The following is a 25,112-nucleotide window of genomic DNA, read 5'->3' on the forward strand; positions in this document are numbered from 1 at the left end:
TAGGCCATGCGGCGGATTCGTCAAGGCGCGCGCCGCGCCATCGACTGGCACAGATCAGGTAGGCTTACCGTTTCAGGTGAATGGTAATCCGGCGCTCGATCCATTCGACCCCGTGGCGCAGGATCTCGACCATCACCAGATAGACGATTGCCACCCAGACATAGGCCTGGAAGTCGAAGGACTTGGCGTAGGCGAGTTTCGCATTGCCCATCAGGTCGTAGACGGTGATGATGGCGACGATCGCGGAGGCCTTGATCATCAGAACGAGTTCATTGCCGTAGGGTCGCAAGGCCACGATGATCGCCTGGGGCAGTATGACCTTGCGCAGCGTCTGCAACTTGTGCAGGCCGAGCGAAGCGGCGCCTTCCCACTGGCCCCTTGGAACGCTCTCTATGGCGCCGCGCAAGATTTCGGCCTGATAGGCGGCCGTGTTGAGCGCAAAGGCGAACACGCCGCAGTTGAAGGCGTCGCGGAAGAACCACCATAGCCCAACCGATTCGAGCTGCACGCGGAAAGAACCGACCCCGTAATAGACCAGATAGACCTGGACCAGCAGCGGCGTGCCGCGGAAGAAATAGACGTAGCAATAGGCGGGCCACGACAGCAACCGGTTGTTCGACATGCGGCCATAGGTGACGGGCAGCGACAGGATGGCGCCGGCCACCATCGACACAGCCACCAGCGACAGGGTGGTTCCAAGTCCCTGCAGATAGGCCGGCGCATATCGTGCGAAGAACTCGCCGTTCCACGCGGAGACCAGATAGGCCAGTATGCCGAAGCCGAAGAGGATCCAGAGGCCGACGAGTGCGTATCCCACGATACGGGCACGCGGCCAGCCGCGCGCCGGCGGCGGCGGCCGATCGACGGCAATGGTGTCGGTGACGCTCATCGCGCTTCCTTCTGCCCGAGCGACCGCAAGATGAAGCCGGTGGCGATCGAAGACAGGATTGCCAGGATGAGAAAGACCAGCGCCGCGACGCTGTAGAACAGGAACGAATGTTTGGTGACGCGCGCCGCGACGCCCGCATTGCGCAAGGTCTCGGCGAGGTTGACGACCGAGACCAGGGCTGTGTCCTTGAGCAGGCTGAGCCAGCAATTCTCGAGACCGGGGAAGGCGATGCGCAGCAATTGAGGCAGGATCACCTTGCGCATGGTCAGCCACTTCGACAGACCGATCGCATAGCCGCCCTCATACTGGCCCTTCGGAATGGCGCGAAAGGCCGAAAGGAATACCTCGCTGGCATAGGAAGAGAAGATCAGCGAGAGCACGATCATGCCGGCGATGAAGCTGTCGACATCGATCGTCGCCTCGGGCCTGAAGAAGCGGATGATGTATTGCAGCAGGATGGGCATGCCGAAGAAGAACAGGAAGAGCGTCACCAGCTCCGGAAGGCCCCGAAACATGGTGGTGTAAATGTTCGCGGCCAGCCGCAGCGAAGGCTCTTCGGATTGCTTTGCCCAGGCAATGAAAAAGCCGATCGTCAGGCCGATCGGAAGCGTGGCGAGCGCCAGCGCGATGGTGACCACCGCGCCATAGGCGATATCGTCAAGCCAGCCATTGGGTCCCCAACTGAGAAGTGTCCATATGCTTTGGGCTGGCATCGAGTGGTGTTATCTCCAGAGCTCCCAGATCGGGTAAGGCGGCAGGGAGACCCTGCCGCCCTTGGAGGTGATTATCAGGACTCGGCGCCGTAGACGTCGAACTTGAAGTACTTGTCGTTGATTTCCTTGTATTTTCCGTTGGCCCTGATGGCGTCGATGGCGGAATTCAGCTTGTTGACCAGATCGGTCTCGCCCTTGCGCACGGCAATGCCGGCGCCAGGTCCGAAAATCTCGACCGGCTGCGGCGAGGGCTGGCCGAGGATCTTGCAGCAGGCACCGTCAGGCGAATCCAGCCACTGCTGCAGCACCACGATATCATCCTCGATGGCGTCGAGGCGGCCGTTGGCCAGATCCGCCTGTTCCTCGGGGCTGCTCGGATAACCCTTGATCGTGCTGTCGGTGTAGGTCTTCGAGGCATAGTTGAAATGGGTCGTCGTGGTGGCCACGCCGATACTCTTGCCGGCGAGGTCCTCCTTGGTCACGCCCTTCAGCGTCGAATCCTTCGGGACGGCCAGCGCCGAGGGCGTGTTGTAGTATTTGTGAGTGAAGTCTACCTTCTCGGCACGCTCCGGCGTGATCGACATCGATGCCACGATGGCGTCGAACTTGCCCGCCTGCAGCGCCGGGATGATGCCGTCCCAATCCTGGGCAACGAAGGTGCACTTGACCTTCATCTCATCGCAGAGCGCCTGGGCGATGTCGATGTCGAAACCGACGAGCTTGCCATCGGAAGTCAGGTTGTTGAAGGGCGGATAAGCGCCCTCGGTGCCGATCCTCAGGGTCTTTTCCTGGGCCTGGGCTACGCCGAGCGTCAGCAGCGCGGCCGAAGCGGCGAGCGCGATACGCAGTGCAATACGCATAATGATCCTCTCTTTATGGTCCCGGCCGTCGTTCCGAAACGGCTCTGTGGGGGCGGTGCTTTTGACCGCCCGCTGGCCCGATACTCCCACTCTTTCCAAGAAAAAAGCAACTGCAAAACCACGAAAATCGGCAATGTCCTTCTGCCGTTACGTTACTTCTCAAGCAACGAGGCCGGTCGCGCGCTCGACGAAGTCGGCTATCGATTTCACGTCGTCGAGGTCGAACACCGGCAGGCTTTTGTCCTCGATGACGAAGTCGGCCGCAATGGCAACGATCCCGGGGTCACCCGCCGAAAGCGGCGTCCGGTCCTTCGCCTCCAGGCGCCGGGTTTCGATCTTGCGGTGGGCTTCGCGCTTGTAGCCTTCGACCAGCACGATGTCGGACGGCGCAAGCCGCGACAGGATCGCTTCCAGCGCCGGCTCATCCTCGCCGCGCAATTCGTGCATCAGCGCCCAGCGATTGGCGGAGACGATGGCGACTTCCATGGCTCCTGCCTGCCGGTGGCGAAAGCTGTCCGCGCCCGGCTTGTCGATGTCGAAATCATGATGGGCGTGCTTTACGGTCGAAACCGTCCAGCCGCGCCCAACGAGTTCCGCGACCAGTTTCTCAGTCAGGGTCGTCTTGCCGGAGTTCTTCCAGCCGGTGATGCCGAAGAGGCGCTTGTTCATCTCAGATGCTCTGCAGCAACCGCGCCGCCTTGGCAAGATCGTCGGGGGGCGCTTTCGAGCCGCAGCAAGGTCTTGTCGCCGCCGCCCCTGCGTCTGGATTGAACGCCGGCCAGCATCAATCCCGCAATATCTCTCACCATCATCGAGCCCGTGCGCCGTCGCGAAAACTCCCCGCGAGCCTCTTATATGCCGTCCGGGGCCATGGCAGGACCAGTGCTTTCCGCGACGATCCTGCGCCGGCCGACGACGCGCTCACGATAAAGCGCGTAAAGGCCGGAGCCGACGATTGTGCTGGCGCCGATGATCATCGTCATGTCGGGGACATCGCCGAAGACCAGCAGGCCGAGCACAATGGACCAGAGCAGCGCCGTATAGCGGAACGGTGCTATGAAGGAAATCTCGCCCGAGCGCATCGCCATGATGATGAATTGGTAGCCGATGAGCACCAGCACTGCTGCGAGCGCCAGCAGCGCAGTGGCTTTTCCCGTCATCGGTGTCCAGCCGCCCATCGGCGACAGCAGCAGCGCGCCGACCACCGTCATGGCCAATGCCGTTGCGGTGGAGATCAGCAGCGTCGGGATAGCCGGCGGAATCCGCTTGGTGGCGAGATCGCGCACCGCGCAGCAGGCGACGCTGGCCAGCGCCACGAGCGAAAACATGCTGAACCCCTCGAAGCCCGGGCGCACCACGACCAGCACGCCGGCAAATCCAACGGCGATCGCCAGCCAGCGGCGCCAGCCGACCGCCTCGCCGAAGACAAGGGCCGCGCCCATTGTCACGGCCAGCGGCAGTGCCTGCAGGACGGCCGAGACGCTGGCGATCGGCAAATGGGCAAGCGCGACCAGGAAGGTCACCGTCGCGCCGGCCTCGGCAAGGACGCGCAGTGCCACCAGCGGCTGCAGCATCGAGCGCGGACGGACCAGCGCGCCGCGCTGCCAGGCAAGCAGGCCGACGAAGAGCGAGGCAAATGCGCCTCTGATCAGCATGACCTGCGCCATGTTCATCGACTGCGACGAATATTTGGTGATGGCGTCATTGAGGGTGAAGCCGGCCATCGCCACCACCATGAACAACGCACCGCGAAGATTGGGAGAAAGGGGCAAGATCTCTACCGGTTCTGCTTTGAAAAAAGCCTGTAGCAGCCGGGAACGAAACAGCAATGACAAAGGTCTGGGCCACGGCCTTGATCGCGGCCCAGACTTTCAACCGCGGATGGCCGATTTTACTTCTTGGGCGTCAGCACCTCGGTGCCGTTACCGTTCTTGCCGGCGATCGTCCACAGGCCGTGCAGCGAGCCGTCTTCCTGCATCTTGTAGACAACAAGGCCGATCTCCTTGCCCATGACATAGCCGGCCGAGAAGGCGTTGTCGTTGCGCATGCAGATGCCGTCCGAGGACGAGCCGCCGGTTTCCCAATGGATCGTGCAGGTCGTGCCGCTTGTCAGCGTGATGGTTGCTTCGCCGCCATAGGCCGAACCATCGAAATTGGTGCCGGCGACATCGTAAGTGCCGCCGATGGATTGCGCCGCCGCCGGCATGGCGGCGAGGCCGAGCAAGGCAACAGAAAAGATGAATTTGCGCATAATGTTTTCCCCCACGGAGCGAAAGCCGCTACCGGATAGAAGGCTAGGTGCGAAAACGGCTGGGGTAAATCAGGCGGGCATCCGCCGGCGGAGATTTATTGCGGCATGGCCGCAATAGTCACGGTCTCTCGAGGCTGGCGGCGATGGCGCCGACCAGCGGGTCGTATTTCGACTTCACGGCCGGCGGATATTCGATCCAGACGGTGCGGATGACGCCGTCCTTGCCGAACAGGCGGCGCTCATAAAAGATGTTCCCGGCCTTCAGCCCCGAAAGCACGGCCCAATTCTTTCCCGCCCTGCTGTAGGTGACCTTGTAACCCGCCTGGGTGCTTGTCTTCTCGGCCGCAACGAAGCTCTTCGGCGTGTCGTTGTCGATATTGAGGATGCCGGAACAGATCAGGCTGGCGCCGTCGGGCGCGAGCCATTGCTGGCCGTCGCCGTTGTCCGGTTCGGGCTGGCGGTCGGTGAAAACATCATCGGGAAAGGTGCAGACCGTGCCGAATCGCTCGTTGGTGTAGGTGAAAGGAGCGGCGGCCGAGGGAATTGCCGCGATCGCCGCAACGAATGCCAATACCGAGCGCGCGCACTTCATTCCATTCCTCCAGCAGTCAGCCGGAAGCGATCCTGCACCAGATCCGTGGGAAAATCAGCCGCCGGTGACGCTCATATGCCGCGACACGGAGGGGCGGCTGGTGCGACGGTCGATGATGAAATCATGCCCTTTCGGCTTGCGCCCGATCGCCTCGTCGATCGCCGCGCCGACCAGATCGTTGCCTTCGGACGCACGCAACGGCTCCCTGAGATCGGCGGCATCCTCCTGGCCCAGGCACATAAAGAGCGTGCCGGTGCAGGTCAGCCGGACGCGGTTGCAGCTTTCGCAGAAATTATGGGTCATCGGCGTGATGAAGCCGAGCCGGCCACCGGTTTCCGCGACATGGACATAGCGGGCCGGACCGCCGGTCTTGAACGGGACGTCTGTCAGCGTGAACTGGCGCTCCAGCGAGGCGCGCAGCAGCGACAGCGGCAGGTACTGGTCGGTGCGGTCGGCGTCGATCTCGCCCATCGGCATGGTTTCGATGACGGTCAGGTCCATGCCACGGCCATGCGCCCAGCGCATCATCTCAGGCAATTCGGCGTCGTTGAAATCCTTCAGCGCCACGGCGTTGAGCTTTATCTTCAGCCCCGCCGCCTGCGCCGCATCGATGCCGGCCATGACCTTGCCGAGATGGCCCCAGCGGGTGATTGCGTGGAACTTGTCGGCATCGAGCGTGTCGAGCGAAACATTGATGCGCTTGACGCCGCAATCGGCGAGCTCGGCAGCAAAACGCGAAAGCTGCGAGCCGTTGGTGGTCAGCGTCAGTTCTTCCAGCGCGCCGCTTTCGAGATGACGCGACAGTTGGCGGACCAGATGCATGATGTTCTTGCGCACCAGCGGCTCGCCGCCGGTGAGGCGCAATTTGCGCACGCCTTTTGCGATGAAGACGCTGCACAGCCGGTCGAGTTCCTCGAGCGACAGCAGGTCCTTCTTGGGCAGGAAAGCCATGTCCTCGGCCATGCAATAGGTGCAGCGGAAATCGCAGCGGTCGGTGACCGACACGCGCAGGTAGCTGATCGTGCGGCCGAAAGGATCGATCATGTCCATGCGTGAAGCGTTTCCCGTGGCTGTGAACGACGGCGTTATATATCGCTATGTGATACGATCCGGCCTGTCGTTCAAGATAGCCGCTCTCGATCTTTGGTAACATTCCCCGACCGACACCGGATGTCGGCTGCCTGGTACGGGCTTTTCCAATCCGGCGAAGCGGCGTAGGGAAGGGTGGTTCGAAACGGAAAAACACCATGACGGCGCCGAAGGAACTGCGGGTCTCCAAAGACCGCAAACTGCTCTCCGTGACCTTTCCCGGCCACCAGCCATTCGAGCTGCCGGCCGAGCTGCTGCGCGTCGCCTCGCCGTCGGCCGAGGTGCAGGGCCATTCGCCGGACCAGCGGGTGACCGTTCCGGGCAAGCGCGATGTCGCCATCCTCAAAATTGAACCGGTCGGCAACTACGCGGTGCGCATAACCTTCGATGATTTCCATGACACCGGCATCTTCACCTGGAATTACCTGCACACGCTGGGCCACGAGAAGGACGCGCGCTGGAACGCCTACCTTGCCGAGCTTGCGCAAAAGGGTCTCAGCCGCGACCGTTAGCCGGCGGGCGTCGTCAAGATGTCATGGAGCGGGAGTAGGGGCGGCGGATCGGGAGACGAGACAATGTCCATCATAACCACCGTCGAACAGCTTGAAGCGCTCTATGGCCTGCCCGGCGAAGCCTCGGTGGTCAAGGAACTCGACCACGTCTTTCCCGAATACGCCGCCTTCATCGAGGCCTCACCCTTCGTCGCGCTGGCGACGAGCGGGCCGGAAGGGCTGGATTGCTCGCCGCGCGGCGATCTCGCCGGCTTCGTGCGCATCGTCGATCCGAAAACCCTGATGATGCCGGACCGGCGCGGCAACAACCGCGCCGATTCGCTGAAGAACATCATTCGCGATCCCCGCGTCGGGCTGCTGTTCCTGGTGCCGGGCTCCGGCACGACGCTGCGCATCAACGGCCGCGCGCGCATCACCACGGATGCCGCGCTTTGCGCGTCGTTCACGGTCGACGGCAGGCCGGCACGCTCGGTGACCGTCATCGATGTCGATACGGTCTATTTCCAATGCGCCCGCGCCATCGTGCGGTCGGAACTGTGGAACCCGGAAAGGCATGTCGATCCGAAGTCCCTGCCGACGCCCGGAAAGATCCTGGAGATCACCAGCCGCAGGAACATCGACGGCGAAACCTATGACAAGGAATGGCCGGAGCGGGCAAAAAAGACGATGTGGTGATCCGCCGGACCGCAATGGCGGTCAGGCGTCCTTCAACACCTCGTAGATCTTGCGCATCTGCTCGCCGATCATGTCGCACTGCTCCGGCGTCGACTGGCTCATCGCTTTCTCGATCAGCGCCATGTGCACCTTCAGCGCCTGCATCAGCAGCGCCTCGCCGGCTTCGGTGAGGGCCAGCCGCAGTATGCGCTTGTCCCTCTCGTCGCCTTCGCGGCGCAGCAGGCCGCGAGCCTCGAGCTGCGGCAACAGCATGGTGATGTTGGAGCGGCCGACGAGCAGCTTGCGGGCGAGATCGTGCTGCGACATGCCGGGATGGCGGTAGAGATTCATCAACACGTCGAGCTGCGCGGGCTTCAGATCGAGCGGTGCCAGCTTCACGGCAAGCGTGCGCTCCAGCACATGGCAGGCGCGCGCAACCGCGACCCAGTTGCGAAACCGCGGGTTGTCCCAGGGCAGCTCTTGTTTATTGTTCATCTTTGAACTATTATGTTCATGCTTGAACGTATGGATGGATTCCCACTATGGCATCATTCGGACTGAAGGTCATCCGGGGTGTATTCGGGGCCGCCGAACATGTCGCCCCCCGCCTCACTGGGCGCGCCGCATTCGAGCTGTTCTGCCGTACGCCGAACGCCAGGGTGCTGAGCGAGGGCGAACGCCGTGCCGTCGACCGCGCGGCAGATTTCATGGCTGAAGCGCGGCATCACCGGCTGAAAGCCGGATCCGGCTGCGTCATGGTGCATGAATTCCGTCCGGAGCCGGGCAGGGCGTCCGCCGGCACGGTTCTCGTCGTCCATGGCTGGCGCTCGCGCACCGAATATATGCGCATGCTGATCGAGGGCTACCGCGCCGCCGGCTACAGGGTCGTCTCGCTCGACCTTCCCGGCCACGGCCAATCGCATGGCCGGCGGTTGAACATGGTCAATGCCGTGGATGCGGTGCGAATCGCGGGCGAATGGTTCGGCCCGTTCGCGGCGGTGGTCGGTCATTCCTTCGGCGGCGCCGTCGCCGCCAATGCAATTGCCGGATCGATCAGGAACATTGCGCCGCTGGCGGCCGGGCGCCTGGTGCTGATCGCCGCGCCCAGTTCATTGCCGGCCATCTTCGCCGACTTCAGCCGCATGCTCAATGTCGGTCCGCGCTCGCAGGCCGCCATGGCGGACCGTGTCGAATATCTTTCCGGCCGGCCGCTGCACGAATTCACCGGCGATCGGCAGCTTGCCCAGGCGCCGGTGCCGACGTTGGTCATCCACGCACCCGACGATCGCGAAGTCTCGGCCGATCATGCCTGGCGTTATGCCGGCGCCGGTGACCATGTGTTGCTCCACTGGGCCGAAGGGCTCGGCCATCGCCGCATCCTGGCGGACAAGGGCGTGGTGGAACGCGCCGTCAGCTTCGTGGCCGCGCAACGGGAGCCGTCGCTGCTCCATTGAACCGCAATCAGGGCTGTTTCTTCTTCTCGCCGGGTTCCACCGGCAGTCCGGCCGCCTTCCAGGCGGTGTAGCCGCCAAGGATATGCTTGACCCGCGACAGCCCCATGTCCTGCGCGGTCTTGGTGGCGAGCGCCGAACGCCAGCCGCCGGCGCAGAAGAACACGAAGCTCTTTCCCGAAGCGAAGAACGGCTTGTGATAAGGGCTCTCGGGATCGATCCAGAATTCCAGCATGCCACGGGTGACATGTTTCGCGCCGGGAATTCTGCCGTCGCGTTCAATCTCGCGAGGATCTCGCAGGTCGACAAAGATGGTGCCTTCGTCCTCGATCAGGGCTGCCGCTTCCTCGGGCGAAAGCACTTCGATCTCGGCATTCGCCTCGTCCAGCAGTTCGCGATAACCCTTTTTCACCGTTCGATCCTCCCGGCCCGTTTAGACTGGCGCTCCGTCCGTTCGGATTTCGAGCACAACGCCCGGCGTTTGTCATCCCGCGTCGGGACCGGCTATCGTCTTCCAGGCCGCCAATGCCCCCTCCGCGGTCGCCAGCAGGGCCGCATGCGAAGCACCGTCGCGCGCCTGGATCGACATGCCGTGTTGAGCCGTCGCGAAAGAGGTCGCAGCGGCTTCGCAGTCGAAACTCCTCGGCAATTCGCCCACGGCCATGCGCCGAGGTCTGACGACGCCCCTGGGCTTCGACGGCCGGAGCGGATTGTGTCCGCTCCGGCCGTCACGATGTTGTGAAACCGTTCTGCCACAGCCGCCCCAAAATTTATGAAAGCTTAACGAAATCGGTATGAATCGGTATAGTCGCGTCTTACATCCGCCATGCGGTGGGCAAGACGCACGAGCGTGCGGAACGGAGCCGGTTGCGGCTGGAGCGGGTGACCATGAAATTGCCGGGAAACAAAGCTACCGCGTTGCCGCTTGCAGCGCTCGTGGCGACGCTGGCCCTGGGAACGCCGCAAGCAGGCGCGCAGGGGCTTTTCGACATGCTTTTCGGCGGCGGCGTAAGGCACGAGCCGCGAGGTGAGTTTCCTCCTCCGCCATCAAGGCGCAAGCCGAACCCCAACGTATCCGCCGGCGGTGGTGGCGGCGGCAGCGTGAAGATCAGCAGCCCTTCCTACTACACCTACAAAGCCGACAAGCTCGTGCGCGTCGACTTCTCGGCGCTTACGGCAGCGCCGCAGCCGGCGACGCCGCAGGACGCCGCCTTCGTGCCCTCAGCCACCGGCAACGCCTTTCGCGAGGCAATCGCCGGACTGAGCGACTACGAGCTCTATGCGGAGCCCGATATCGCCAAGGCGCTGATCGCCTATTATTCGGCCAATCCGGATTTCATCTGGGTGACCGGAGCCAACGCCAACAGCCGCGCGCAGGACGCGGTGCGGGTGCTTGGCGAGGCGGCGAGCTACGGCCTGGCACCGTCCGACTACACGGTCGACGTGCCGACCGCCGCTGCGTCGACTGGTGACGCCGCTGCACGTTTGAAGGAGTTCGTGCGCTTCGAAATGGCGCTGTCGGCCCGCGTGCTTCGCTATGTCCATGATGCCCAAAGCGGCCGCGTCGAACCCAACCGCATGACCGGCTACTATGATTTCCCCGCCAAGCCGCTCGACATGGAAGGCGTTTTGAAGACGCTGGCGCACACCCAGGAAGTGCGCACCTATCTCGAATCGCGGCATCCGCAGAACCCGGAGTACCAGGCGCTGCGCGTCGAGCTGGAGTCGCTGCAAGCGAGCGCCGAAAACGAGATCGTCGTCGATCCCAAGCTGTTGCTGAAGCCGGGCGAAACCAGTCCCGAGCTTCCCAAGCTGCTGAGCCTGATCGCGCGCGATCTCGACGACGAGATGGGCGGCGCCTACGGCGAAGTGCTGTCGCGGCTTGCCACCAGCGACGTCTACCTCCCTGAGCTGGTCCCGGTCATCAAGGCGGTGCAGCAAAAAGCAGGCATGAAGGGCGACGGCGTCATCGGACCGCGCACCGTCGCGTCGCTGGCCGGAACGTCCAAGGCCGACCGGTTGCTCAAGGTACAGGTGGCGCTGGAAGAACTGCGCTGGCTGCCATCCGACCTCGGCAGCCCGCGTGTGTTCATCAACCAGCCGGCCTTCACGGCGAGCTACATCGACAATGGCGAGGAAAAGCTGAAAACCCGTGCGGTCATCGGCAGGACCACCAACCAGACCGCCTTCTTCTACGACCAGATCAAGCAGGTCGACTTCCATCCCTATTGGGGGGTGCCGCAGTCGATCATCGTCAACGAAATGCTGCCGAGATTGCGCAGCGATCCGGGTTATCTCGACCGGGCCGGCTATGAGGTGACCGATTCGCGCGGCAAGCGCATTCCGTCCTCGGCGGTCAACTGGGGCGGCTATGGCGCGAACATCCCCTACAGCGTGCGCCAACTCCCGAGCGAGGCCAATGCGCTGGGCGAATTGAAGATCCTGTTCCCCAACAAGCACGCCATCTACATGCACGACACGCCGCAGAAGTCGTTCTTCCAGCGCGATATGCGTGCGCTCAGCCACGGCTGCGTGCGGTTGCAGGACCCGCGCGGCATGGCGGCTGCGGTGCTGGGCACGTCGGTCGACTACATCGCCGAGAAGCTGAAGCACGGGCACGCGACCGAGAATGTGACGCGCACGATCCCGGTCTATGTGGCCTATTTCACCGCATGGCCAGACATGTCCGGCAAGGTCGAATACTTCAACGACGTCTACGACCGGGACACGCGGTTGAAGCAGGCCCTGGACGCCACCGAAGCGGCGCGCTCGCCGTCGAGCTGAGAATTCAGCGGGCCGAGAGCGGTCGCCGGAAACCGGCGTCGCGCCCTGCGATCAGCCAGTAGACAAGCCCGGCGACCAGGCCGGCAGCGGCGATGATGCCGATGTCGGCCCAGCGCTCCGACGCCATGTCCTCGAGCGCGCTCGGCCAGATCAGGGCAAAGCCGCCGACCGCCGCCGCACCGCCGAAGAGCATGTGCAGCCAGAAGCCGCGCAACGAGAAGCATTCGGCGATCAACGCGAACACCAATGTCTGCGCCCCGGTCAGCACGATCGTCAGGAAATAGATGAACATGCCGAGCGGCGGCACCGCCAGTGCCGCGATCGGCGTGACACCCATGAAGTCGAAATAGCCCGGCGCGTCGGGCAGGGAACTGAGCACGGCATAGATGGCCGCCACGGCGATGAGGCCGATCAGCACGGCGACGAGATAGCCGGTAAGCATCATCAAGATGCGTTTCAACACATGCCTGGCCGTCGCCATGCATACCCCCCGTGAAGCTCCGCTGTAATCAGCCATCAAAGGTGCATTGGCGCAAGGGCGGGCACATCTCACGCCGCAGGCTCGGCATTTTCAGATGGGACCGGTGATCATTGCCGGACGGGTTGCCCGTCCCGCAGGTTTCCCCTGACGAAGCTATCTGGGTTCGGCTGTCACCGGATCATAGGTGATTTCGACCTTCGCCTTGTCGGCGGTGTAGTAGGTGACGGTATAGGCGCCATCATCCCAGTCGACCTCCTTGACATAGCGGAAGCCATCGCGCTGCTCGACCTTGGCGATGATGTCGGACAATTTCTTGGCATTGGGAGGCGGCAAAGGCTTGTCGTCCGCAGCGAAGGCCGGCCCGGCGCCGAGGACAATGGCGACCGTAGTCGCCAGAAGAAGTCTGGACATGATTTTCCCTCAAAGTTTCGACGGAGGGAAACTCCCGATGATGATCGTTTGTTCCAACGGAAGCCATTGGTCGATCGGAGCTTTCCGGCCAGGATGCGCCAATTGCGGAGGCATCAAAGCACATGGCGTGTCGAAAGTCGTCCAAAGTCGTTCGCGTAGTGTGGGCGGAATATCCCGGCTCGGGGATGGTGGGCGATGCAGGGATTGAACCTGCGACCCCACCCGTGTGAAGGGTGTGCTCTCCCGCTGAGCTAATCGCCCGCTCGTTGCCCGAAGGCCAAGCGAGCCGCGATATAAGGGAGGGCGGCCGGGTAAGTCAAGGCGGTGGCCGGCGTTCTCACAGGATCGGTTTTCTCCCTTTCGGGCCTGTCCCGGCCGTTTTCCCTTCAGTGCCCCGCCGCCGCGATAAGCCGCTCGGCCAGGTCCAGCGTCAGCGCGTCGAAATGCGAGATCACCGCCGAGGGCTCGAATTCGCGCACGTGGCGGTCGGTGTAGCCGAAATCGACCGCCACGACGGGGATGCCGGCGGCTTTCGCGGTGTCGATGTCGGTCTGCGAATCGCCAACCATCAAAGCGCGGTGCGGGTCGCCGCCGGCGCGCTTGATGGTTTCGGTGAGGTGGCGCGGATCGGGTTTGCGGAAGGCGAAGGTATCCTGTCCGGCAATCGCCGCGAAGTGTTTGGTCAGGCCGAGCGCCTCGATCAGCGCCAGCGAGTTGGCCTCGTATTTGTTGGTGCAGACGGCCAGGAGGTAGCCGGCCTTCTCGAAGCGCGCGATCGCCTCGAGGACGCCGGGGTAGGGGCGGGACTTGCCGGGAATGTTGAGGGTGTAGTGGTCGAGGAACAGTTTCAGCAGCCGGTCGTGTTCGGCGACATCGAGCGACCGTTGCTGCGCGGCGTGCGCCCGTTCGATCATCACGCGGCCGCCATGGCCGACGAAGCGCCTGAAGCCGGCTTCGTCGACGGCCGCGAGCGCGCTGGCGGCAAGGCTGTGGTTGAGGCTGTCGAGCAAATCCGGCGCTGTGTCGATCAGCGTACCGTCGAGGTCGAACACGATGATCGGGCGGGTCATGATCCATCCTGGGCAGTTTATGCAATGGGCAGGCGATAAAGGCTGCGGCGCGTCAACGCAAGCGCCGGGCAGGTTCGTTCAGGCAAGCAAGCTCCCCGGACCGGGCATTCGCGACGAGCCGCCAGGCATGAAAAAACCCGCCAGAGCGGCGGGTCCCGGCGCAAATCTGCACCATAGGCAAATATGTAGCATAACTGCCTTCACCCAGTCGATGGCATATAAGAAAAAATTCCTATTAACGTTGCCCGCGCATCGCTCGCTGGCCGCGCGGGCACACCATTGACGGGAGGCCGAACGTCATCAACCTACGCCGCTGCAGGGGCTTTGACCGGACCGGCAAAAATGGTAGGAGCCGCAAACACCAGCTTCCGGGGCGGTAAAAGCGGCATGGATGCAAGACAGTTGAAGGTCGAAGCCGCGCGGGCGGCCCTTGCCCATGTCACCGACGGCATGCGGCTCGGCATCGGCACCGGCACCACCGCCGACGAGTTCGTGCGGCTGCTTGCCGACAAGGTGGCTACCGGCCTGACCATCATCGGCGTGCCGACGTCCGAGCGCACCGCCTCGCTGTGCCGCGAGCTTGGGGTGCCGCTGTCGACACTGGAGGACACGCCGGAACTCGATCTCACCGTGGACGGCGCCGACGAAGTCGACCCCGCGCTGACGCTGATCAAGGGCGGCGGCGGCGCATTGCTGCGCGAGAAGATCGTCGCGGCGGCTTCCGCTCGCATGATCGTCATCGCCGACCGCTCCAAGATGGTCGAGACGCTCGGCCGTTTTCCACTGCCCATCGAGGTCAACCCGTTCGGCCTGCGCGCAACCGAAATCGCGATCGGGAAGGCGGCTGCAAGGCTCGGCCTTTCCGGTCCGGTTACATTGAGGATGACGGGCGGTCAGGCTTTTGTTACAGACGGCGGCCACTTTATCCTCGATGCATCTTTTGGCCGCATTCCGGATACAAGAGCGCTATCGAATGCTCTCCACGCCATTCCCGGCGTGGTCGAGCACGGTCTTTTCATCGGGCTGGCGTCAGCGGCCATCATCGCCGGGGGCGATGGCATCCAAACCGTCCATGCCGCCTGAAAACAGGGAGTTCTATCGACCATGATGTTGCATAACCGGGTTCGCCGCTTTTCCGTCCTTCTGGCGGCATCGGCCGTTTTGGCCTTCTCTTCGCCGGCGTTCTCGCAGGACGTCACGGAAGCGCACCTGAAGGCGGCGCGTGCCGCGGTCACCGCGATCCATGCGACCGACCCGTTCGACAACATCCTGCCGCAAGCCGCCGCCGCCCTCGAATCGCAGCTCATCCAGAAGAACCCCGACATGCAGGAGCTGATCGCCAAGACGATCAGCGAGAAGGCGCTGGCGCTGGCCTCGCGCCGGGCCGACCTGGAGAAGGAAGCGGCCCTTGCCTATGCGAAGGTGTTTTCCGAACAGGAACTCAACGACATCGCGACCTTCTACAATTCGGACTCCGGCAAGAAGCTCCTCGAGAGCGGCCCGGCCGTGACGCGCGACCTGGTGAAGGCCGCCGATATCTGGCAGAACGGGCTTGCTCGTGACCTCGCCCAGCAGGTCGGTGAAACGCTGGCCGCGGCGGCCAAGGCGAAAGCGCCGGCAGCGCCTGCTAATGCGGCCGCACCCGCCGATGGCGCCGCGCCTGCCGATGGATCGGCCCCTGCCGACGACACGCAGAACTGATTCTGCCATTCCAAACGGCCCTGCGGCCATCTGTGAAGCCCGGCTTGTCCGGGCTTTTCTTTTGATGGTTTGCGGCCTACCTGTCACTCACATTTTCCGAAGCTCAAGGAGCCGCGCGATGGCCGGTTACGACTACGATCTTTTCGTCATCGGCGGCGGTTCGGGCGGGGTGAGGGCGGCGCGCGTCGCCGCAGCGCTCGGCAAGCGCGTCGGCATCGCCGAGGAATACCGCTTCGGCGGCACCTGCGTCATCAGAGGCTGCGTTCCGAAGAAGCTCTATGTCTATGCATCGCAATTTCCCGAGCATTTCGCCGATGCCGCCGGCTATGGCTGGACGGTGCCGGAAGCCAGTTTCGACTGGCCCACGCTGGTCGCCAACAAGGACCGCGAGATCAGCCGTCTGGAGGCGATCTACAAGAGGAACGTCGAGGGCGCCGGCGGCGAGGCCTTTCACACGCGCGCCATGATCGTCGACCCGCATGTGGTGCATCTTCTGGACCAGGACCGTACCGTCACCGCCGACCAGATCCTGATCGCCACCGGCGGCCGTCCGGCGCCGCACCCGGCACTGCCCGGCCACGAACACTGCATCTTCTCCAACGAGGCCTTCGACCTCGAGCAGTTGCCCAAGTCGATCATGATCGAAGGCGGCGGCTATATCGCGGTCGAATTCGCCAACATCTTCCATGGCCTGGGCGTCGACACCACGCTGGTCTATCGCGGCAAGGAGATCCTCAGCCGCTTCGACATGGACCTGCGGCGCATGCTGCACGAAACGATGGAGAAGAAGGGGATCAAGATTCTTTGCCATGCCGTCTCGGAATGGATCCGCAAACGGCCGGACGGCCGGCTCGACGCGTTGCTCACCGGCGGCCAGACGCTGACGGTCGACCAGGTGATGCTCGCCATCGGCCGCATCCCCAACACCGAGAATATGGGGCTGGAAGGCATCGGCATCGAGATGACCGCGACCGGCGCGATCCAGGTCGACGCGTACTCCCGCACCAACGTCGAAAACATCTGGGCGATCGGCGACGTCACCAACCGCGTGCAACTGACGCCGGTGGCGATCCACGAGGCGATGTGCTTCGTCGAGACCGCCTTCAAGGGCAACCCGACTGCGCCCGACCACGACACGATCGCGACCGCCGTGTTCTCGCAGCCGGAGATCGGCACGGTCGGCCTGTCGGAAGACGATGCGGTCAAGCGCTTCCCCGACATCGAGATCTATCGCGCGGCATTCCGTCCGATGCGGCACACCTTGTCCGGCCGCGACGAAAAGATGCTGATGAAGCTGGTGGTCGATGGCGCGTCTAAGAAGGTACTCGGCGCGCACATATTGGGGCCGGATGCCGGCGAGATGGCGCAGCTTCTCGCCATTCCGCTGAAGGCCGGGCTGGTCAAGGATGATTTCGACCGCACCATGGCCGTGCATCCGACGGCCGCGGAAGAGCTTGTGACCATGTACAAGCCGACTTACCGCGTGAAGGATGGCGAGCGCGTAGGCTGACGGACAAACGCGCCGTGGCAAGGTGCTTGTCGCGGCGCACTCAGGGAGAGCTGCTACAGCAACGTGCCGCGCAGGATCACCTGCGCCACCGAGAAATAGATGACAAGCCCGGTGACATCGACCAGCGTGGCGACAAACGGCGCCGACGCGCTGGCCGGGTCGAAGCCGACGCGTTTCAAGGCGAACGGCAACATCGAGCCCGACAGCGAGCCGAAGGTGACGATGCCGACCAATGCCGCTCCGACCGTCGCGGCGATCAACGGCCAGTGCGGTCCGTAGTCGTAGAAGCCGAAATACTGCCAGAGCGCGATGCGGCAGATGCCGACGACGCCGAGTATCGCCCCGAGCAGGAGGCCCGTGGGCAGTTCGCGCAGCGCCACCCGCCACCAGTCGCCCAGGCCGATCTCGCGCAACGCCAGCGCGCGTATGACCAGCGAGGTCGCCTGCGAGCCGGAGTTGCCGCCGGAGCTCATGATCAGCGGAATGAAGAGCGTCAGCACGATCGCTTTTTCCAGCTCGCTCTCATAGCTCTGCATCGCATTGGCCGTCAGCATCTCGCTGATGAACAGCGCGCACAGCCAGCCGGCGCGCTTCTGGATCATGGCGAGGAAGCTCATCTTCATGTAGGGCTCGTCGAGAGCCTCCATGCCGCCGAAGCGATGCACGTCCTCCGTCGTCTCCTCGATCATCGTGTCGATGATGTCGTCGATGGTGACGATGCCGAGGATCTTGCCGTGATCGACGACGGGAACGGCGAGCAGATCGTATTTGGAAATCGTCTGCGCCAGGGTTTCGCGATCGGTCAAAGGCGTGACGGTCACCGGCACGCGGTCCGGCGCCACCGACAGGATCGAATCGTCAGGCTCGCCGGTGATAAGCCGGCGCAGGCCGGTCGAGCGCATGAGCAGATACGTCTCGGGATCGACGATGTAGATGGCGTAGACGGTTTCGCGCGTCCGCTCGACCTTTCGGATGTAGTCGAGCGTGCGGCCGACGGTCCAGTCCGAGGGCACGCTGACGAACTCCGTCGTCATGATCGAAGCGGCACTGCCTTCGGGGTAACCGAGAATCGAGAGCAGGGTTGCGCGCAGCGGGGGCGCCAGCACGCCGAGCAGCTCGGAACGGGCGGGTTCGTCAAGATCGCGCAGGATGTCGGCAGCGCGATCGACCGACATGGCGGTAAGCAGCTTGCCCGCCTTGGCGCGAGGCAAGGCCTCCGCCAGCTCTGGCGCGCCCTCGAGCTCCGGCTGGTCGAAGATATCGACCAGCCGTTCGAACGGCACTTCGCAAAGCAGCTCGGTCGCCGTTTCGCGCGACTCGCGGTTGAGCGCTTCGACCACGTCTGCGACATGGTCGTTTGCAAGGATGCGGGCGATGGCGACGGCCTCGTCGTCCGCTACGGGGGAAAAATCGTTCATGGTTCACTCCTTGCCGTCCGGCAAGACGTGAACCGTCGAGGTCACGTCAGGGCGGACGGCGGTTGCGTTCGACTGTGACTGTCGCCAGGCATGGCGCGGTGACCTTTCCGCTCGCGGGTTCGAGTTTGATGTCTGCGAGCGGGCGCAACATAGGAGCTCGCCTTGCCCTGTCAATCGAAGTGATCGAGGAAAATGCGGGCAACATGCCCCAGTCGCGAGACTGTGATCGCTGAAGCGTATCGCGCCGAAACGGTAAAATGGCTGGACGGCCTATGCCGCGGCGAGTCCGGCTACTTCTGCTTCAGCCGGCGCGGAAAACGCAGCCATTTGTCGTCGACCGGCCTTGGCACCGGCCCTGGCTGTGCGAGAATGGTGGTGAGCTCGGGAGGCAGGCTCGGCACCAGCGGCTTCTTGGTGGCGACGCCGTCCGCGATCGCGACGATCGAGTGGTAGAACTCGGCGCCGGTGACCGATCGCGGCGCCACCGCTTCATGCATGACGCTGATCACCGTTACATCCGGGCAGTTGTCCTTGATCGCCTGGTGGAAGGCAACCTTGCCCTCCGGATCGAGTGCGCCGGTCGCCTCGTCCAGGAATAGCAGCCCGGGTTGATGGAGCACGATGCGGGCCACCACCAGCTTCTGTTTCTGACCGCCGGACAGGACCTGATCCCAGCTTTTGCCTTCGCGGCTTTCGTCGGCCATATTCTCGATGAAGTCGCCCAGACCCGCCTTGTGCAGCGCGGACGCGACCTGCGCGTCGCCATGGTCGTGCTCGGAGCCCGGCAGGCAGACCAGCTGCTTCAGGGTCACCTGCTGCAGCTTGACCTCCTGGGCTGCATAGAAACTCTTCACCCCTTCGGGGAAGACGATGGTGCCGCGGCCGTAGGGCCACAGGCCGTTGATGGCCTTGATCAGCGAGGTCTTGCCGCAGCCGGATTCGCCTTTCAGGAAGGTCCATTCGCCGCGCCGGAAGCGCAGGTTCGCCGCTACGAGGAAAGGCGTTGCGTCCTCACCCTGATGCGCCAGTTCAAGCTTCTGGATGGTCAAGCCAAAAACCGGGTTCTGGCTGGCGTAGCGGAAGTCGGAACGGCCGCTCTGGCTGTAGAATTCCTGGGGGTGCTGAACGTTCTCGATCGCATTGGCCAACTCGGTGACACGCTGGCTGTTGGCGCGCAGGGTGGCGATGGCGGGCATGACATGGATGAACCACGAACATTGGCCGATCAGCGAATTGACCAGTTCGGAGCCGGTTATGTAGCCCTTCAGGTCGAAGCCGTTGTGGATGAACGGCACAAGGCCCGGTCCATAGGCGACAATGCGGGCGCCGATGAAATTGTAGATCAGCTCGAACGACATGTAGACGGTGTTGACGATGTTGAGCCGCGTCCATGTGCCGTCAATATCGCCATAGAGGCGGCCATGCATGGTCCTCTGAACGCTTTCGCCCCGCGAGGCCGCGACATGGAAGCTGCGGCGCAGGAATGTCGTCAGCTCGCCACGGTAACTGCCTTCGGCCTGCTGCATCCTGACATTGAGACGCTCGAGCATGCCACCGAGCTTTACCGCGATCCAAGTGTTGAGCGGCACATAGATGGCGACGGCAAGGAGGGCGAGGATGGCGCTGCCATAGCTGCCGAGGAATTCGAGCCCCTTTACCTCGACGGAGGTCTCGAGCAGCTTCTGGCCGACGAAATAAAGCGAGGTGGCGACACCCAGCACGCCCATGGCCAGACCGATGGCGCCGCCCGTCATGTCCTTGATCGATTCCTGGACGCGCTGATCGATGTTGTCGGGGGCCGGCGCGCCATTGCCGGTCGAGGCATGCTGGGCGTGGAAATGGGTGTGGTTGCCGTCCAGCAGCGCCTCGTTGAAACGGCTGTCGAGCCAACCGCGCCATTTGCGGTGCAAGGTTGCCGAGACAAGATTGCGGATGCCCGTGAAGCCGGCGTCCTTGAGCACGACCAGCAGCACCAAAATACCGGCATTGGCCAAAAGCGTCTGGAGAGGGGTGGTGTTGGCGGCGTCGTGGAAGAAGGCGATCGAGTTGACCAGTTCCCCGGATGCTTCTGCGAACCAGACGCCGGCCTTGCTGGACAGAGCGGTGAGCAGCGCGATCACCAGCGTCAGCGTCCAGGCCTCCTTCCACCGGTCCGAGACCCAGTAGGCCCGCATCAGGCCCCAGAAGCTGCGCATCGAGGAAACCGGGGTCAGAAGCGACCGCCTTGCGGCATCGCTGTGTAGTCCATCTGTTCCTGACAGTTGCGGTGGTCTGTCGACCCGAATCACAATCCCGCCCAAACCTTTTTTGTATTGTTACGGATGGTAACACCAATTGATCATTTTCCATTAATTTTTATAGGGGGGCAGCGGGATTGAGGTGGATGCCGTGGCTGCAGGGCAACAGGTTGGGCTTCCCGAGCGTCGCGCCAAAGCCGACGAAAAGCCGGTTTAAGCTAGTGATGTCAGGTAATTACGCGGCATCAGAGCGCGACGTTTCTACCTTCCCCTAGGGAAGGCGTTCGCACGAATTTGTGACCCGCTTGGGCTGCCCGGCAAGCCGGCTTTTCATTGCAGGCTAATCAAAATTCCGGAAAACACGTCGCCCTGGACGCCTGATTCCTCGCCGGCATGTCCCCGCCGGAAGTCCGGAAATGACCTGAGACGCTGGGCAAGCCAGCGATCGACCGGACCGGCGGCATCAAGGCAGGCCGCGACGCCGGCAAAGCCGATGATCGCGGAACCCACCGGGGCCAGGCGTTGCCTCACGCCCGGGGAGGGCTGCTTGAAAATCCTGCGTTGAAGATCGGGTTCAGTCGACTTTTTCCAGTTCGCCACGCGCCTTGGCGGCGGCTACCTGGCGGATGGCGTCGGCGAGCGTGTCGACGTCCTGCGCGCCCATCACCGCGTATTTGCCCTCCAGCAGGAAGCATGGCACGCCTGATATGCCCATGCGCGACGCGGTGGCGATCTCGGTGCGAACCGCCTCGACATCGGCATCGGTCGGCAAGAGCGTCTCGACAACGGATGCGTCCATTCCGGTCTCGCGCGCCGCCTCGACCAGCACGGCGTGATCGCCGATGTTGGCGCCTTCTTCGAAGTTCAGCTGGAACAGGCGGCGCACCAGCCGGTTCTGCACGTCTTCGCCGGCCGCACCGGCCCAGCGAATGACGCGATGGGCATCAAGCGTGTTGGGCGCGACCTTGATGGCGCCGAAAGCGAAGGAAATGCCTTCGGCTTCACCGAGCGGCTCGATACGGGCGTGGATCTGGCGAATGTGTTCGTCGCTGCCGAACTTGGCCAGCATATACTCGCGGCGATCCTTGCCTTCCGGCGGAATGGTCGGATCGAGCTGGAACGGCCGCCAGCGTATATGCACATCCACCTCGCCGGCGGCGGCGACCGCCTTATCCAGCCGCTTCTGGCCGATGAAGCACCATGGGCACACGACGTCGGACACCACGTCTATGGTGATCGTATTCGCTTGGCTCATCTCGATCTCCTGAACGTTCGGGCGCCGTGCACTTACCGGGCTTCCACTCCTGGGCCTATGCTCAGTTCGGCTTTCGCCACCAGGTCGGCAACTGGTAACCGAATATGGGCGTCTTTTGCGGATGGTCCAGATAATTCCAGTAAGCGATCCATTGCTGCGTGTTGTGCTGCATCGGCACCATGTAGTTGCCGGAGATCAGCAACCGGTCGAGAACGCGCACGGCGGCGACGTAATCCTCCTTGGTGCGGGCGCGCAACATGGCCTCGATCGCAGCGTCCACCGCGGGATCGGCGACGCCGGCGAGGTTGAACGAACCTTCAGCCTTGGCGGCGGAGGATGACCAACGCCCGATCTGCTCGATGCCGGGCGAGAGCGAATTGTTGAAGCCGCTCGAGCCGATCAGCACCTCGAAATCGAAACGCTGCTTGCGCGACTGTATCTGGTCGCCGTCGAGGCTGCGGATGGAGACATCGATGCCGATCTTTTCCAGCGTGCGCTGGTAGATGCCGGCGAGACGCTCCTCGTCCTGCGAGGCGGTCAGGATCTCGAAGCCGAAGGGCTTGCCCTCGGGGTCGAGCATCGTGCCGCCCTGCAGGTGGTAGCCGATGCTTTTCAGGAGATCGAAAGCCGCTTTCAGCACCTTTCGGTCCTGGCCCGAGCCATCGGTCACCGGCGGCCGCCAGGTTCCGTCCATGACGTCGGCCGGCACGCGGCCGGGGTAGGGCGCCAGCAACGCTTTTTCCCTGTCGTCGGCCGGATGGCCGAGCGCCGAAAGCTCGGAATTCTGCCAGTAGCTCATCGTTCGCGCGTATTTGCCGCCAAACAGGTTCTTGTTGGCCCATTCGAAGTCGTAGAGCATGCCGAGCGCCTGACGCACCACGGGGTTCGAGAATTTCGGCAGCCTCGTGTTGAACAGGAAACCGGTCACGACGGGTGGAATACCGGTGTCGAAAGTTTCGGCAACCACCTCTCCCCTATGGAAAGCGGGAAAATCCAGATCGCGTTCGCGCTTCACCGGATCGCTGTCGTCGTCGATGGCGCAAAGGCCTTTCTTGAACGCCTCGAGCTTGGCATTGGCGTTGAGGAAATATTCGATGGTGATCTGGTCGTAATTGTCGAAGCCGCGCTTGGCCGGAATATCCTTGCCCCAATAGTCCGGGTTGCGCTTGAAAACGATGCGCTGGCCGGGCGTCACCTGTGCGATCCTGTAGGGGCCGCTGCCGATCAACGGCTTCAGCGTCGTCCTGTCGAAAGTCTCGATGTCGAAGGCGTGCTTGGGGATGATCGGCGTCAGCGCGATGATCAGCGGAAATTCGCGATCGGCCTTGTCGTTGAAGGTGAACCGCACGCTGTGGTCGCCGGTCTTCTCAAGCTTGGCAATCCTGGCCATGCGGTCGCTGTAGGGCGGACGGCCTTTCTGCGTATAGGCATCGTAGGTGAACAGCACGTCCTCCGGCGTCACCGGCTGGCCGTCCGACCATTTGGCATTCCGGTTGAGATGGAATTCGATGCTCTTGCGCTCGGAATCCATGTCGGCCGACTCGGCAAGCAAGCCATAGAGCGTGAAGGCCTCGTCGGCATTGCGCTGCATCAGCGGCTCGAAGACCAGATTGCCGAAGATCGTGTCCATCATGCCGCGCGCCGTGGTGCGCAGGCTCTTCAGGATGAAGGGGTTGAGATTGTCGAAACTGCCGACGACGCAATAGGTAATGCTGCCGCCCTTCGGCGCGTCGGGATTGACGTAGTCGAAATGCGCATAGTCGGGCGGCAGGGCCGGCTCACCCTGCATGGCAATTGCATATCTGGGTTCCGACGCCGCCGGCAGGGGCGAAAGGGCGAAAAATGATGTCGCGGTGATCAGCCAAACGAGAACGCGGCCCATGACCGTCTCCTTACCGGGTCGGCTTGATGATTCGGTGCGCACACTAGCATGGGGCACCGCCAATGTTCGTTGCCAAGAATCGCAGATTGCGGGCTGGATTCGGCACCGCTTGCAGTGTAACACGCCGTCCGAAGTCATTCTGTTGCCTCATTTCGGCAACAGGTAGCTGGACCACACGGCGCGAAGAAGCGGGTCCCCGGGATCATTTGAGAGGAAGTGCACGACATGACGAGCCTGAACAGCAATGCGTACCGCCTGTCGGTCATGGCCGCTGGCGTGATCGGCTTTCTGGGCGCGGCAATTCCCGTTGCTTCCGCACAGCAGCAACAACAGATCCCGCAGGGCTGGTTCAAGGCTTGCACAAAGCAGGAAGACGTCGACATCTGCAACGTGCAGAACATCACCACCGCCGGCAACGGCCAGTTGGTCACCGGCGTGAGCCTGATCGAGCTGAAAGGCAAGGTGAACCGCAAGGTCTTCCAGGTGACGGTTCCGACCGGTCGTCTGGTTGGTGCCGGCATTGGCCTCCAGATCGATACCGGCAAAACGCAGAAGCTTGAATATGTGGTCTGCTTCCCCGACCGCTGCGTGGCGGAAGTGCCGCTGACCGACCAGCTCGTCGCCTCCTTCAAGAAGGGCCAGGCGCTCACCTTGACCTCGATCAATTTCCAGAACCAGCCCAATCCGATCAAGGTCGCGCTGCAGGGCTTCAGCGGCGCCTATGACGGCCCGCCGCTGCAGCAGTCGGACATCGAGGACCGGCAGAAGAAGCTCCAGGATTTCGTCGCCAAGAACAACCAGGACTTCGCCAAGAAGCTCAAGGAAGAGCAGGACAAGGCGAAGACCGCGAACTGATCGGTTCGGGCATTCTCAAAGCCACAAAAAAGCGGGGTCATGCCCCGCTTTTTTGCTTCTGCACCTGACTCACTGATCAGTGCCTGAGGTGATCAATGCCTGGACTGCCGTTTCGGTTCGTAGCGTCCGTCCGGCTTTTTGTCGAACATTTCCTTGATCTGCGGGTGGCGGACCGGTTCTCCCGATTGGTCCTCGAGCAGATTCTGCTCGGACACATAGGCGATGTACTCGGTTTCCGAATTCTCGGCGAGCAGATGGTAGAACGGCTGGTCCTTGCGCGGGCGCACGTCGACGGGGATCGCCTCGTACCATTCCTCCGTATTGGCGAATTGCGGATCGACATCGAAAATGATGCCCCGGAACGGAAACAGCCGATGGCGAACCACCTGTCCGATCGCGAATTTGGCTGTTCTCATCGTACTCACCACTGAATTCCTTAGCTTTATTTGGCGCAGACTCCGAATCAATTCAATCCCGAAGCTTTGAGCGTCCTCAAG

The 25,112-nt window shown here is 62.9% G+C and carries 26 protein-coding genes, 1 tRNA gene and 2 pseudogenes; 8 read left to right on the top strand and 21 right to left on the bottom strand.

Annotated elements, in window-relative coordinates; genetic code table 11:
- Window positions 1-64 precede the first annotated feature (64 nt).
- From LB547_RS29235 to moaA, 9 genes and pseudogenes are all read right to left on the bottom strand, one after another.
- Window positions 65-889 (bottom strand): ABC transporter permease, encoded by an 825-nt coding sequence (locus tag LB547_RS29235; protein ID WP_140498633.1) that lies wholly within the window; start codon window positions 887-889, stop codon window positions 65-67.
- Window positions 886-1,602 carry an ABC transporter permease gene (locus tag LB547_RS29240; protein WP_140498632.1) on the bottom strand — a complete coding sequence of 239 codons (717 nt, stop codon included), beginning with the start codon at window positions 1,600-1,602 and terminating at the stop codon, window positions 886-888. The genes LB547_RS29235 and LB547_RS29240 overlap by 4 nt, the downstream gene beginning before the upstream one ends.
- Window positions 1,603-1,676: 74 nt before the next feature.
- Window positions 1,677-2,462, bottom strand: coding sequence for an ABC transporter substrate-binding protein (locus tag LB547_RS29245; protein WP_140498631.1), 786 nt, complete (start codon window positions 2,460-2,462; stop codon window positions 1,677-1,679).
- Window positions 2,463-2,621: 159 nt separating this feature from the next.
- Window positions 2,622-3,131 (bottom strand): molybdopterin-guanine dinucleotide biosynthesis protein B, encoded by a 510-nt coding sequence (gene mobB / locus LB547_RS29250; RefSeq protein ID WP_140498630.1) that lies wholly within the window; start codon window positions 3,129-3,131, stop codon window positions 2,622-2,624.
- A gap of 50 nt (window positions 3,132-3,181) precedes the next feature.
- Window positions 3,182-3,271: pseudogene (locus tag LB547_RS32580) on the bottom strand (molybdenum cofactor guanylyltransferase MobA); the annotation flags it as partial.
- A gap of 42 nt (window positions 3,272-3,313) precedes the next feature.
- Complete coding sequence (locus LB547_RS29260) at window positions 3,314-4,234, bottom strand: DMT family transporter (RefSeq protein ID WP_140762050.1); 921 nt, start codon at window positions 4,232-4,234, stop codon at window positions 3,314-3,316.
- Between the two features lie 119 nt (window positions 4,235-4,353).
- Complete coding sequence (locus tag LB547_RS29265; protein ID WP_140762046.1) at window positions 4,354-4,713, bottom strand: hypothetical protein; 360 nt, start codon at window positions 4,711-4,713, stop codon at window positions 4,354-4,356.
- 118 nt (window positions 4,714-4,831) lie between these two features.
- Window positions 4,832-5,305 carry a hypothetical protein gene (locus LB547_RS29270; RefSeq protein ID WP_140762043.1) on the bottom strand — a complete coding sequence of 158 codons (474 nt, stop codon included), beginning with the start codon at window positions 5,303-5,305 and terminating at the stop codon, window positions 4,832-4,834.
- Window positions 5,306-5,359: 54 nt separating this feature from the next.
- Entirely contained in the window at window positions 5,360-6,355 is a 996-nt protein-coding gene (moaA, locus tag LB547_RS29275) for a GTP 3',8-cyclase MoaA (protein ID WP_140762039.1), read from the bottom strand.
- Between the two features lie 197 nt (window positions 6,356-6,552).
- Here moaA and LB547_RS29280 point away from each other — a divergent pair, with 197 nt between their 5' ends.
- Both LB547_RS29280 and LB547_RS29285 read left to right on the top strand, forming a co-directional pair.
- Entirely contained in the window at window positions 6,553-6,906 is a 354-nt protein-coding gene (locus LB547_RS29280; protein WP_140498625.1) for a gamma-butyrobetaine hydroxylase-like domain-containing protein, read from the top strand.
- A gap of 63 nt (window positions 6,907-6,969) precedes the next feature.
- On the top strand, window positions 6,970-7,581 hold the full coding sequence (locus tag LB547_RS29285; RefSeq protein ID WP_140762034.1) for a pyridoxamine 5'-phosphate oxidase family protein: 612 nt from the start codon (window positions 6,970-6,972) through the stop codon (window positions 7,579-7,581).
- Window positions 7,582-7,602: 21 nt separating this feature from the next.
- Here LB547_RS29285 and LB547_RS29290 read toward each other — a convergent pair whose 3' ends face one another.
- Complete coding sequence (locus LB547_RS29290) at window positions 7,603-8,055, bottom strand: MarR family winged helix-turn-helix transcriptional regulator (RefSeq protein WP_140762030.1); 453 nt, start codon at window positions 8,053-8,055, stop codon at window positions 7,603-7,605.
- 47 nt (window positions 8,056-8,102) lie between these two features.
- Here LB547_RS29290 and LB547_RS29295 point away from each other — a divergent pair, with 47 nt between their 5' ends.
- Entirely contained in the window at window positions 8,103-9,014 is a 912-nt protein-coding gene (locus LB547_RS29295) for an alpha/beta hydrolase (protein WP_140525205.1), read from the top strand.
- Window positions 9,015-9,021: 7 nt separating this feature from the next.
- Here LB547_RS29295 and LB547_RS29300 read toward each other — a convergent pair whose 3' ends face one another.
- Entirely contained in the window at window positions 9,022-9,423 is a 402-nt protein-coding gene (locus tag LB547_RS29300; protein ID WP_140498621.1) for a rhodanese-like domain-containing protein, read from the bottom strand.
- Window positions 9,424-9,495: 72 nt separating this feature from the next.
- Window positions 9,496-9,675 (bottom strand): annotated as a pseudogene (locus tag LB547_RS29305) (TetR/AcrR family transcriptional regulator); the annotation flags it as partial.
- Between the two features lie 224 nt (window positions 9,676-9,899).
- Between LB547_RS29305 and LB547_RS29310 the strand changes: the two are divergent.
- Window positions 9,900-11,795 (top strand): L,D-transpeptidase family protein, encoded by a 1,896-nt coding sequence (locus LB547_RS29310; protein ID WP_140762027.1) that lies wholly within the window; start codon window positions 9,900-9,902, stop codon window positions 11,793-11,795.
- Between the two features lie 4 nt (window positions 11,796-11,799).
- Here LB547_RS29310 and LB547_RS29315 read toward each other — a convergent pair whose 3' ends face one another.
- The 4 genes from LB547_RS29315 to LB547_RS29330 all read right to left on the bottom strand — a co-directional run bounded on the left by LB547_RS29315 (window position 11,800) and on the right by LB547_RS29330 (window position 13,757).
- Complete coding sequence (locus tag LB547_RS29315) at window positions 11,800-12,276, bottom strand: hypothetical protein (RefSeq protein WP_140762024.1); 477 nt, start codon at window positions 12,274-12,276, stop codon at window positions 11,800-11,802.
- Between the two features lie 153 nt (window positions 12,277-12,429).
- A complete protein-coding gene (locus LB547_RS29320; RefSeq protein ID WP_140762021.1) occupies window positions 12,430-12,687 on the bottom strand; it encodes a PepSY domain-containing protein in 258 nt (85 codons plus the stop codon).
- Between the two features lie 186 nt (window positions 12,688-12,873).
- Window positions 12,874-12,948 (bottom strand) — tRNA-Val (locus LB547_RS29325).
- A gap of 125 nt (window positions 12,949-13,073) precedes the next feature.
- Window positions 13,074-13,757 (bottom strand): phosphoglycolate phosphatase, encoded by a 684-nt coding sequence (locus LB547_RS29330; RefSeq protein ID WP_140648954.1) that lies wholly within the window; start codon window positions 13,755-13,757, stop codon window positions 13,074-13,076.
- 387 nt (window positions 13,758-14,144) lie between these two features.
- Here LB547_RS29330 and rpiA point away from each other — a divergent pair, with 387 nt between their 5' ends.
- The 3 genes from rpiA to gor all read left to right on the top strand — a co-directional run bounded on the left by rpiA (window position 14,145) and on the right by gor (window position 16,968).
- Window positions 14,145-14,840 (top strand): ribose-5-phosphate isomerase RpiA, encoded by a 696-nt coding sequence (rpiA, locus tag LB547_RS29335; RefSeq protein WP_140515391.1) that lies wholly within the window; start codon window positions 14,145-14,147, stop codon window positions 14,838-14,840.
- 21 nt (window positions 14,841-14,861) lie between these two features.
- Entirely contained in the window at window positions 14,862-15,458 is a 597-nt protein-coding gene (locus tag LB547_RS29340; protein ID WP_140498615.1) for a DUF2059 domain-containing protein, read from the top strand.
- Window positions 15,459-15,576: 118 nt separating this feature from the next.
- Window positions 15,577-16,968: a glutathione-disulfide reductase gene (gor, locus tag LB547_RS29345; protein WP_140762018.1), complete on the top strand. Its 1,392-nt coding sequence runs from the start codon at window positions 15,577-15,579 to the stop codon at window positions 16,966-16,968.
- Window positions 16,969-17,021: 53 nt separating this feature from the next.
- On the opposite strand, the gene mgtE is transcribed toward gor, so the two are convergent.
- From mgtE to LB547_RS29365, 4 genes are all read right to left on the bottom strand, one after another.
- The gene (gene mgtE, locus LB547_RS29350; RefSeq protein WP_140762015.1) at window positions 17,022-18,386 is read right to left on the bottom strand and encodes a magnesium transporter; all 1,365 of its coding nucleotides are present in this window, start codon (window positions 18,384-18,386) and stop codon (window positions 17,022-17,024) included.
- 290 nt (window positions 18,387-18,676) lie between these two features.
- The gene (locus LB547_RS29355; RefSeq protein WP_181178001.1) at window positions 18,677-20,581 is read right to left on the bottom strand and encodes an ABC transporter ATP-binding protein/permease; all 1,905 of its coding nucleotides are present in this window, start codon (window positions 20,579-20,581) and stop codon (window positions 18,677-18,679) included.
- Between the two features lie 616 nt (window positions 20,582-21,197).
- Window positions 21,198-21,878 carry a DsbA family oxidoreductase gene (locus LB547_RS29360; RefSeq protein ID WP_140498610.1) on the bottom strand — a complete coding sequence of 227 codons (681 nt, stop codon included), beginning with the start codon at window positions 21,876-21,878 and terminating at the stop codon, window positions 21,198-21,200.
- A 61-nt stretch (window positions 21,879-21,939) separates the two neighbouring features.
- Window positions 21,940-23,760, bottom strand: a complete 1,821-nt coding sequence (locus LB547_RS29365) for an extracellular solute-binding protein (protein ID WP_140762009.1) — start codon at window positions 23,758-23,760, stop codon at window positions 21,940-21,942.
- Window positions 23,761-23,985: 225 nt separating this feature from the next.
- Here LB547_RS29365 and LB547_RS29370 point away from each other — a divergent pair, with 225 nt between their 5' ends.
- On the top strand, window positions 23,986-24,615 hold the full coding sequence (locus tag LB547_RS29370) for an invasion associated locus B family protein (RefSeq protein WP_140498608.1): 630 nt from the start codon (window positions 23,986-23,988) through the stop codon (window positions 24,613-24,615).
- 92 nt (window positions 24,616-24,707) lie between these two features.
- Here the strand turns inward: LB547_RS29370 and hspQ are convergent, their stop codons facing one another.
- Window positions 24,708-25,031 carry a heat shock protein HspQ gene (gene hspQ / locus LB547_RS29375; RefSeq protein ID WP_181165343.1) on the bottom strand — a complete coding sequence of 108 codons (324 nt, stop codon included), beginning with the start codon at window positions 25,029-25,031 and terminating at the stop codon, window positions 24,708-24,710.
- Window positions 25,032-25,112: the final 81 nt, after the last annotated feature.

The sequence above is a fragment of the Mesorhizobium sp. B264B1B genome (assembly GCF_020165765.1).
Classification (GTDB): Bacteria; Pseudomonadota; Alphaproteobacteria; order Rhizobiales; family Rhizobiaceae; genus Mesorhizobium.

Bases quoted from the DNA above. Each gene is read 5' to 3' on its own strand.
- LB547_RS29265 (WP_140762046.1), bottom strand. From the start codon at position 4,713: ATGCGCAAATTCATCTTTTCTGTTGCCTTGCTCGGCCTCGCCGCCATG.
- gor (WP_140762018.1), top strand. From the start codon at position 15,577: ATGGCCGGTTACGACTACGATCTTTTCGTCATCGGCGGCGGTTCGGGC.
- LB547_RS29365 (WP_140762009.1), bottom strand. From the start codon at position 23,760: ATGGGCCGCGTTCTCGTTTGGCTGATCACCGCGACATCATTTTTCGCC.
- LB547_RS29235 (WP_140498633.1), bottom strand. From the start codon at position 889: ATGAGCGTCACCGACACCATTGCCGTCGATCGGCCGCCGCCGCCGGCG.
- LB547_RS29295 (WP_140525205.1), top strand. From the start codon at position 8,103: ATGGCATCATTCGGACTGAAGGTCATCCGGGGTGTATTCGGGGCCGCC.
- LB547_RS29370 (WP_140498608.1), top strand. From the start codon at position 23,986: ATGACGAGCCTGAACAGCAATGCGTACCGCCTGTCGGTCATGGCCGCT.
- hspQ (WP_181165343.1), bottom strand. From the start codon at position 25,031: ATGAGAACAGCCAAATTCGCGATCGGACAGGTGGTTCGCCATCGGCTG.
- LB547_RS29360 (WP_140498610.1), bottom strand. From the start codon at position 21,878: ATGAGCCAAGCGAATACGATCACCATAGACGTGGTGTCCGACGTCGTG.
- LB547_RS29355 (WP_181178001.1), bottom strand. From the start codon at position 20,581: ATGCGCAGCTTCTGGGGCCTGATGCGGGCCTACTGGGTCTCGGACCGG.
- LB547_RS29290 (WP_140762030.1), bottom strand. From the start codon at position 8,055: ATGAACAATAAACAAGAGCTGCCCTGGGACAACCCGCGGTTTCGCAAC.
- LB547_RS29270 (WP_140762043.1), bottom strand. From the start codon at position 5,305: ATGAAGTGCGCGCGCTCGGTATTGGCATTCGTTGCGGCGATCGCGGCA.
- LB547_RS29330 (WP_140648954.1), bottom strand. From the start codon at position 13,757: ATGACCCGCCCGATCATCGTGTTCGACCTCGACGGTACGCTGATCGAC.
- LB547_RS29280 (WP_140498625.1), top strand. From the start codon at position 6,553: ATGACGGCGCCGAAGGAACTGCGGGTCTCCAAAGACCGCAAACTGCTC.
- LB547_RS29320 (WP_140762021.1), bottom strand. From the start codon at position 12,687: ATGTCCAGACTTCTTCTGGCGACTACGGTCGCCATTGTCCTCGGCGCC.
- mobB (WP_140498630.1), bottom strand. From the start codon at position 3,131: ATGAACAAGCGCCTCTTCGGCATCACCGGCTGGAAGAACTCCGGCAAG.
- LB547_RS29340 (WP_140498615.1), top strand. From the start codon at position 14,862: ATGATGTTGCATAACCGGGTTCGCCGCTTTTCCGTCCTTCTGGCGGCA.
- LB547_RS29245 (WP_140498631.1), bottom strand. From the start codon at position 2,462: ATGCGTATTGCACTGCGTATCGCGCTCGCCGCTTCGGCCGCGCTGCTG.
- moaA (WP_140762039.1), bottom strand. From the start codon at position 6,355: ATGGACATGATCGATCCTTTCGGCCGCACGATCAGCTACCTGCGCGTG.
- LB547_RS29240 (WP_140498632.1), bottom strand. From the start codon at position 1,602: ATGCCAGCCCAAAGCATATGGACACTTCTCAGTTGGGGACCCAATGGC.
- LB547_RS29310 (WP_140762027.1), top strand. From the start codon at position 9,900: ATGAAATTGCCGGGAAACAAAGCTACCGCGTTGCCGCTTGCAGCGCTC.
- rpiA (WP_140515391.1), top strand. From the start codon at position 14,145: ATGGATGCAAGACAGTTGAAGGTCGAAGCCGCGCGGGCGGCCCTTGCC.
- LB547_RS29285 (WP_140762034.1), top strand. From the start codon at position 6,970: ATGTCCATCATAACCACCGTCGAACAGCTTGAAGCGCTCTATGGCCTG.
- LB547_RS29315 (WP_140762024.1), bottom strand. From the start codon at position 12,276: ATGGCGACGGCCAGGCATGTGTTGAAACGCATCTTGATGATGCTTACC.
- mgtE (WP_140762015.1), bottom strand. From the start codon at position 18,386: ATGAACGATTTTTCCCCCGTAGCGGACGACGAGGCCGTCGCCATCGCC.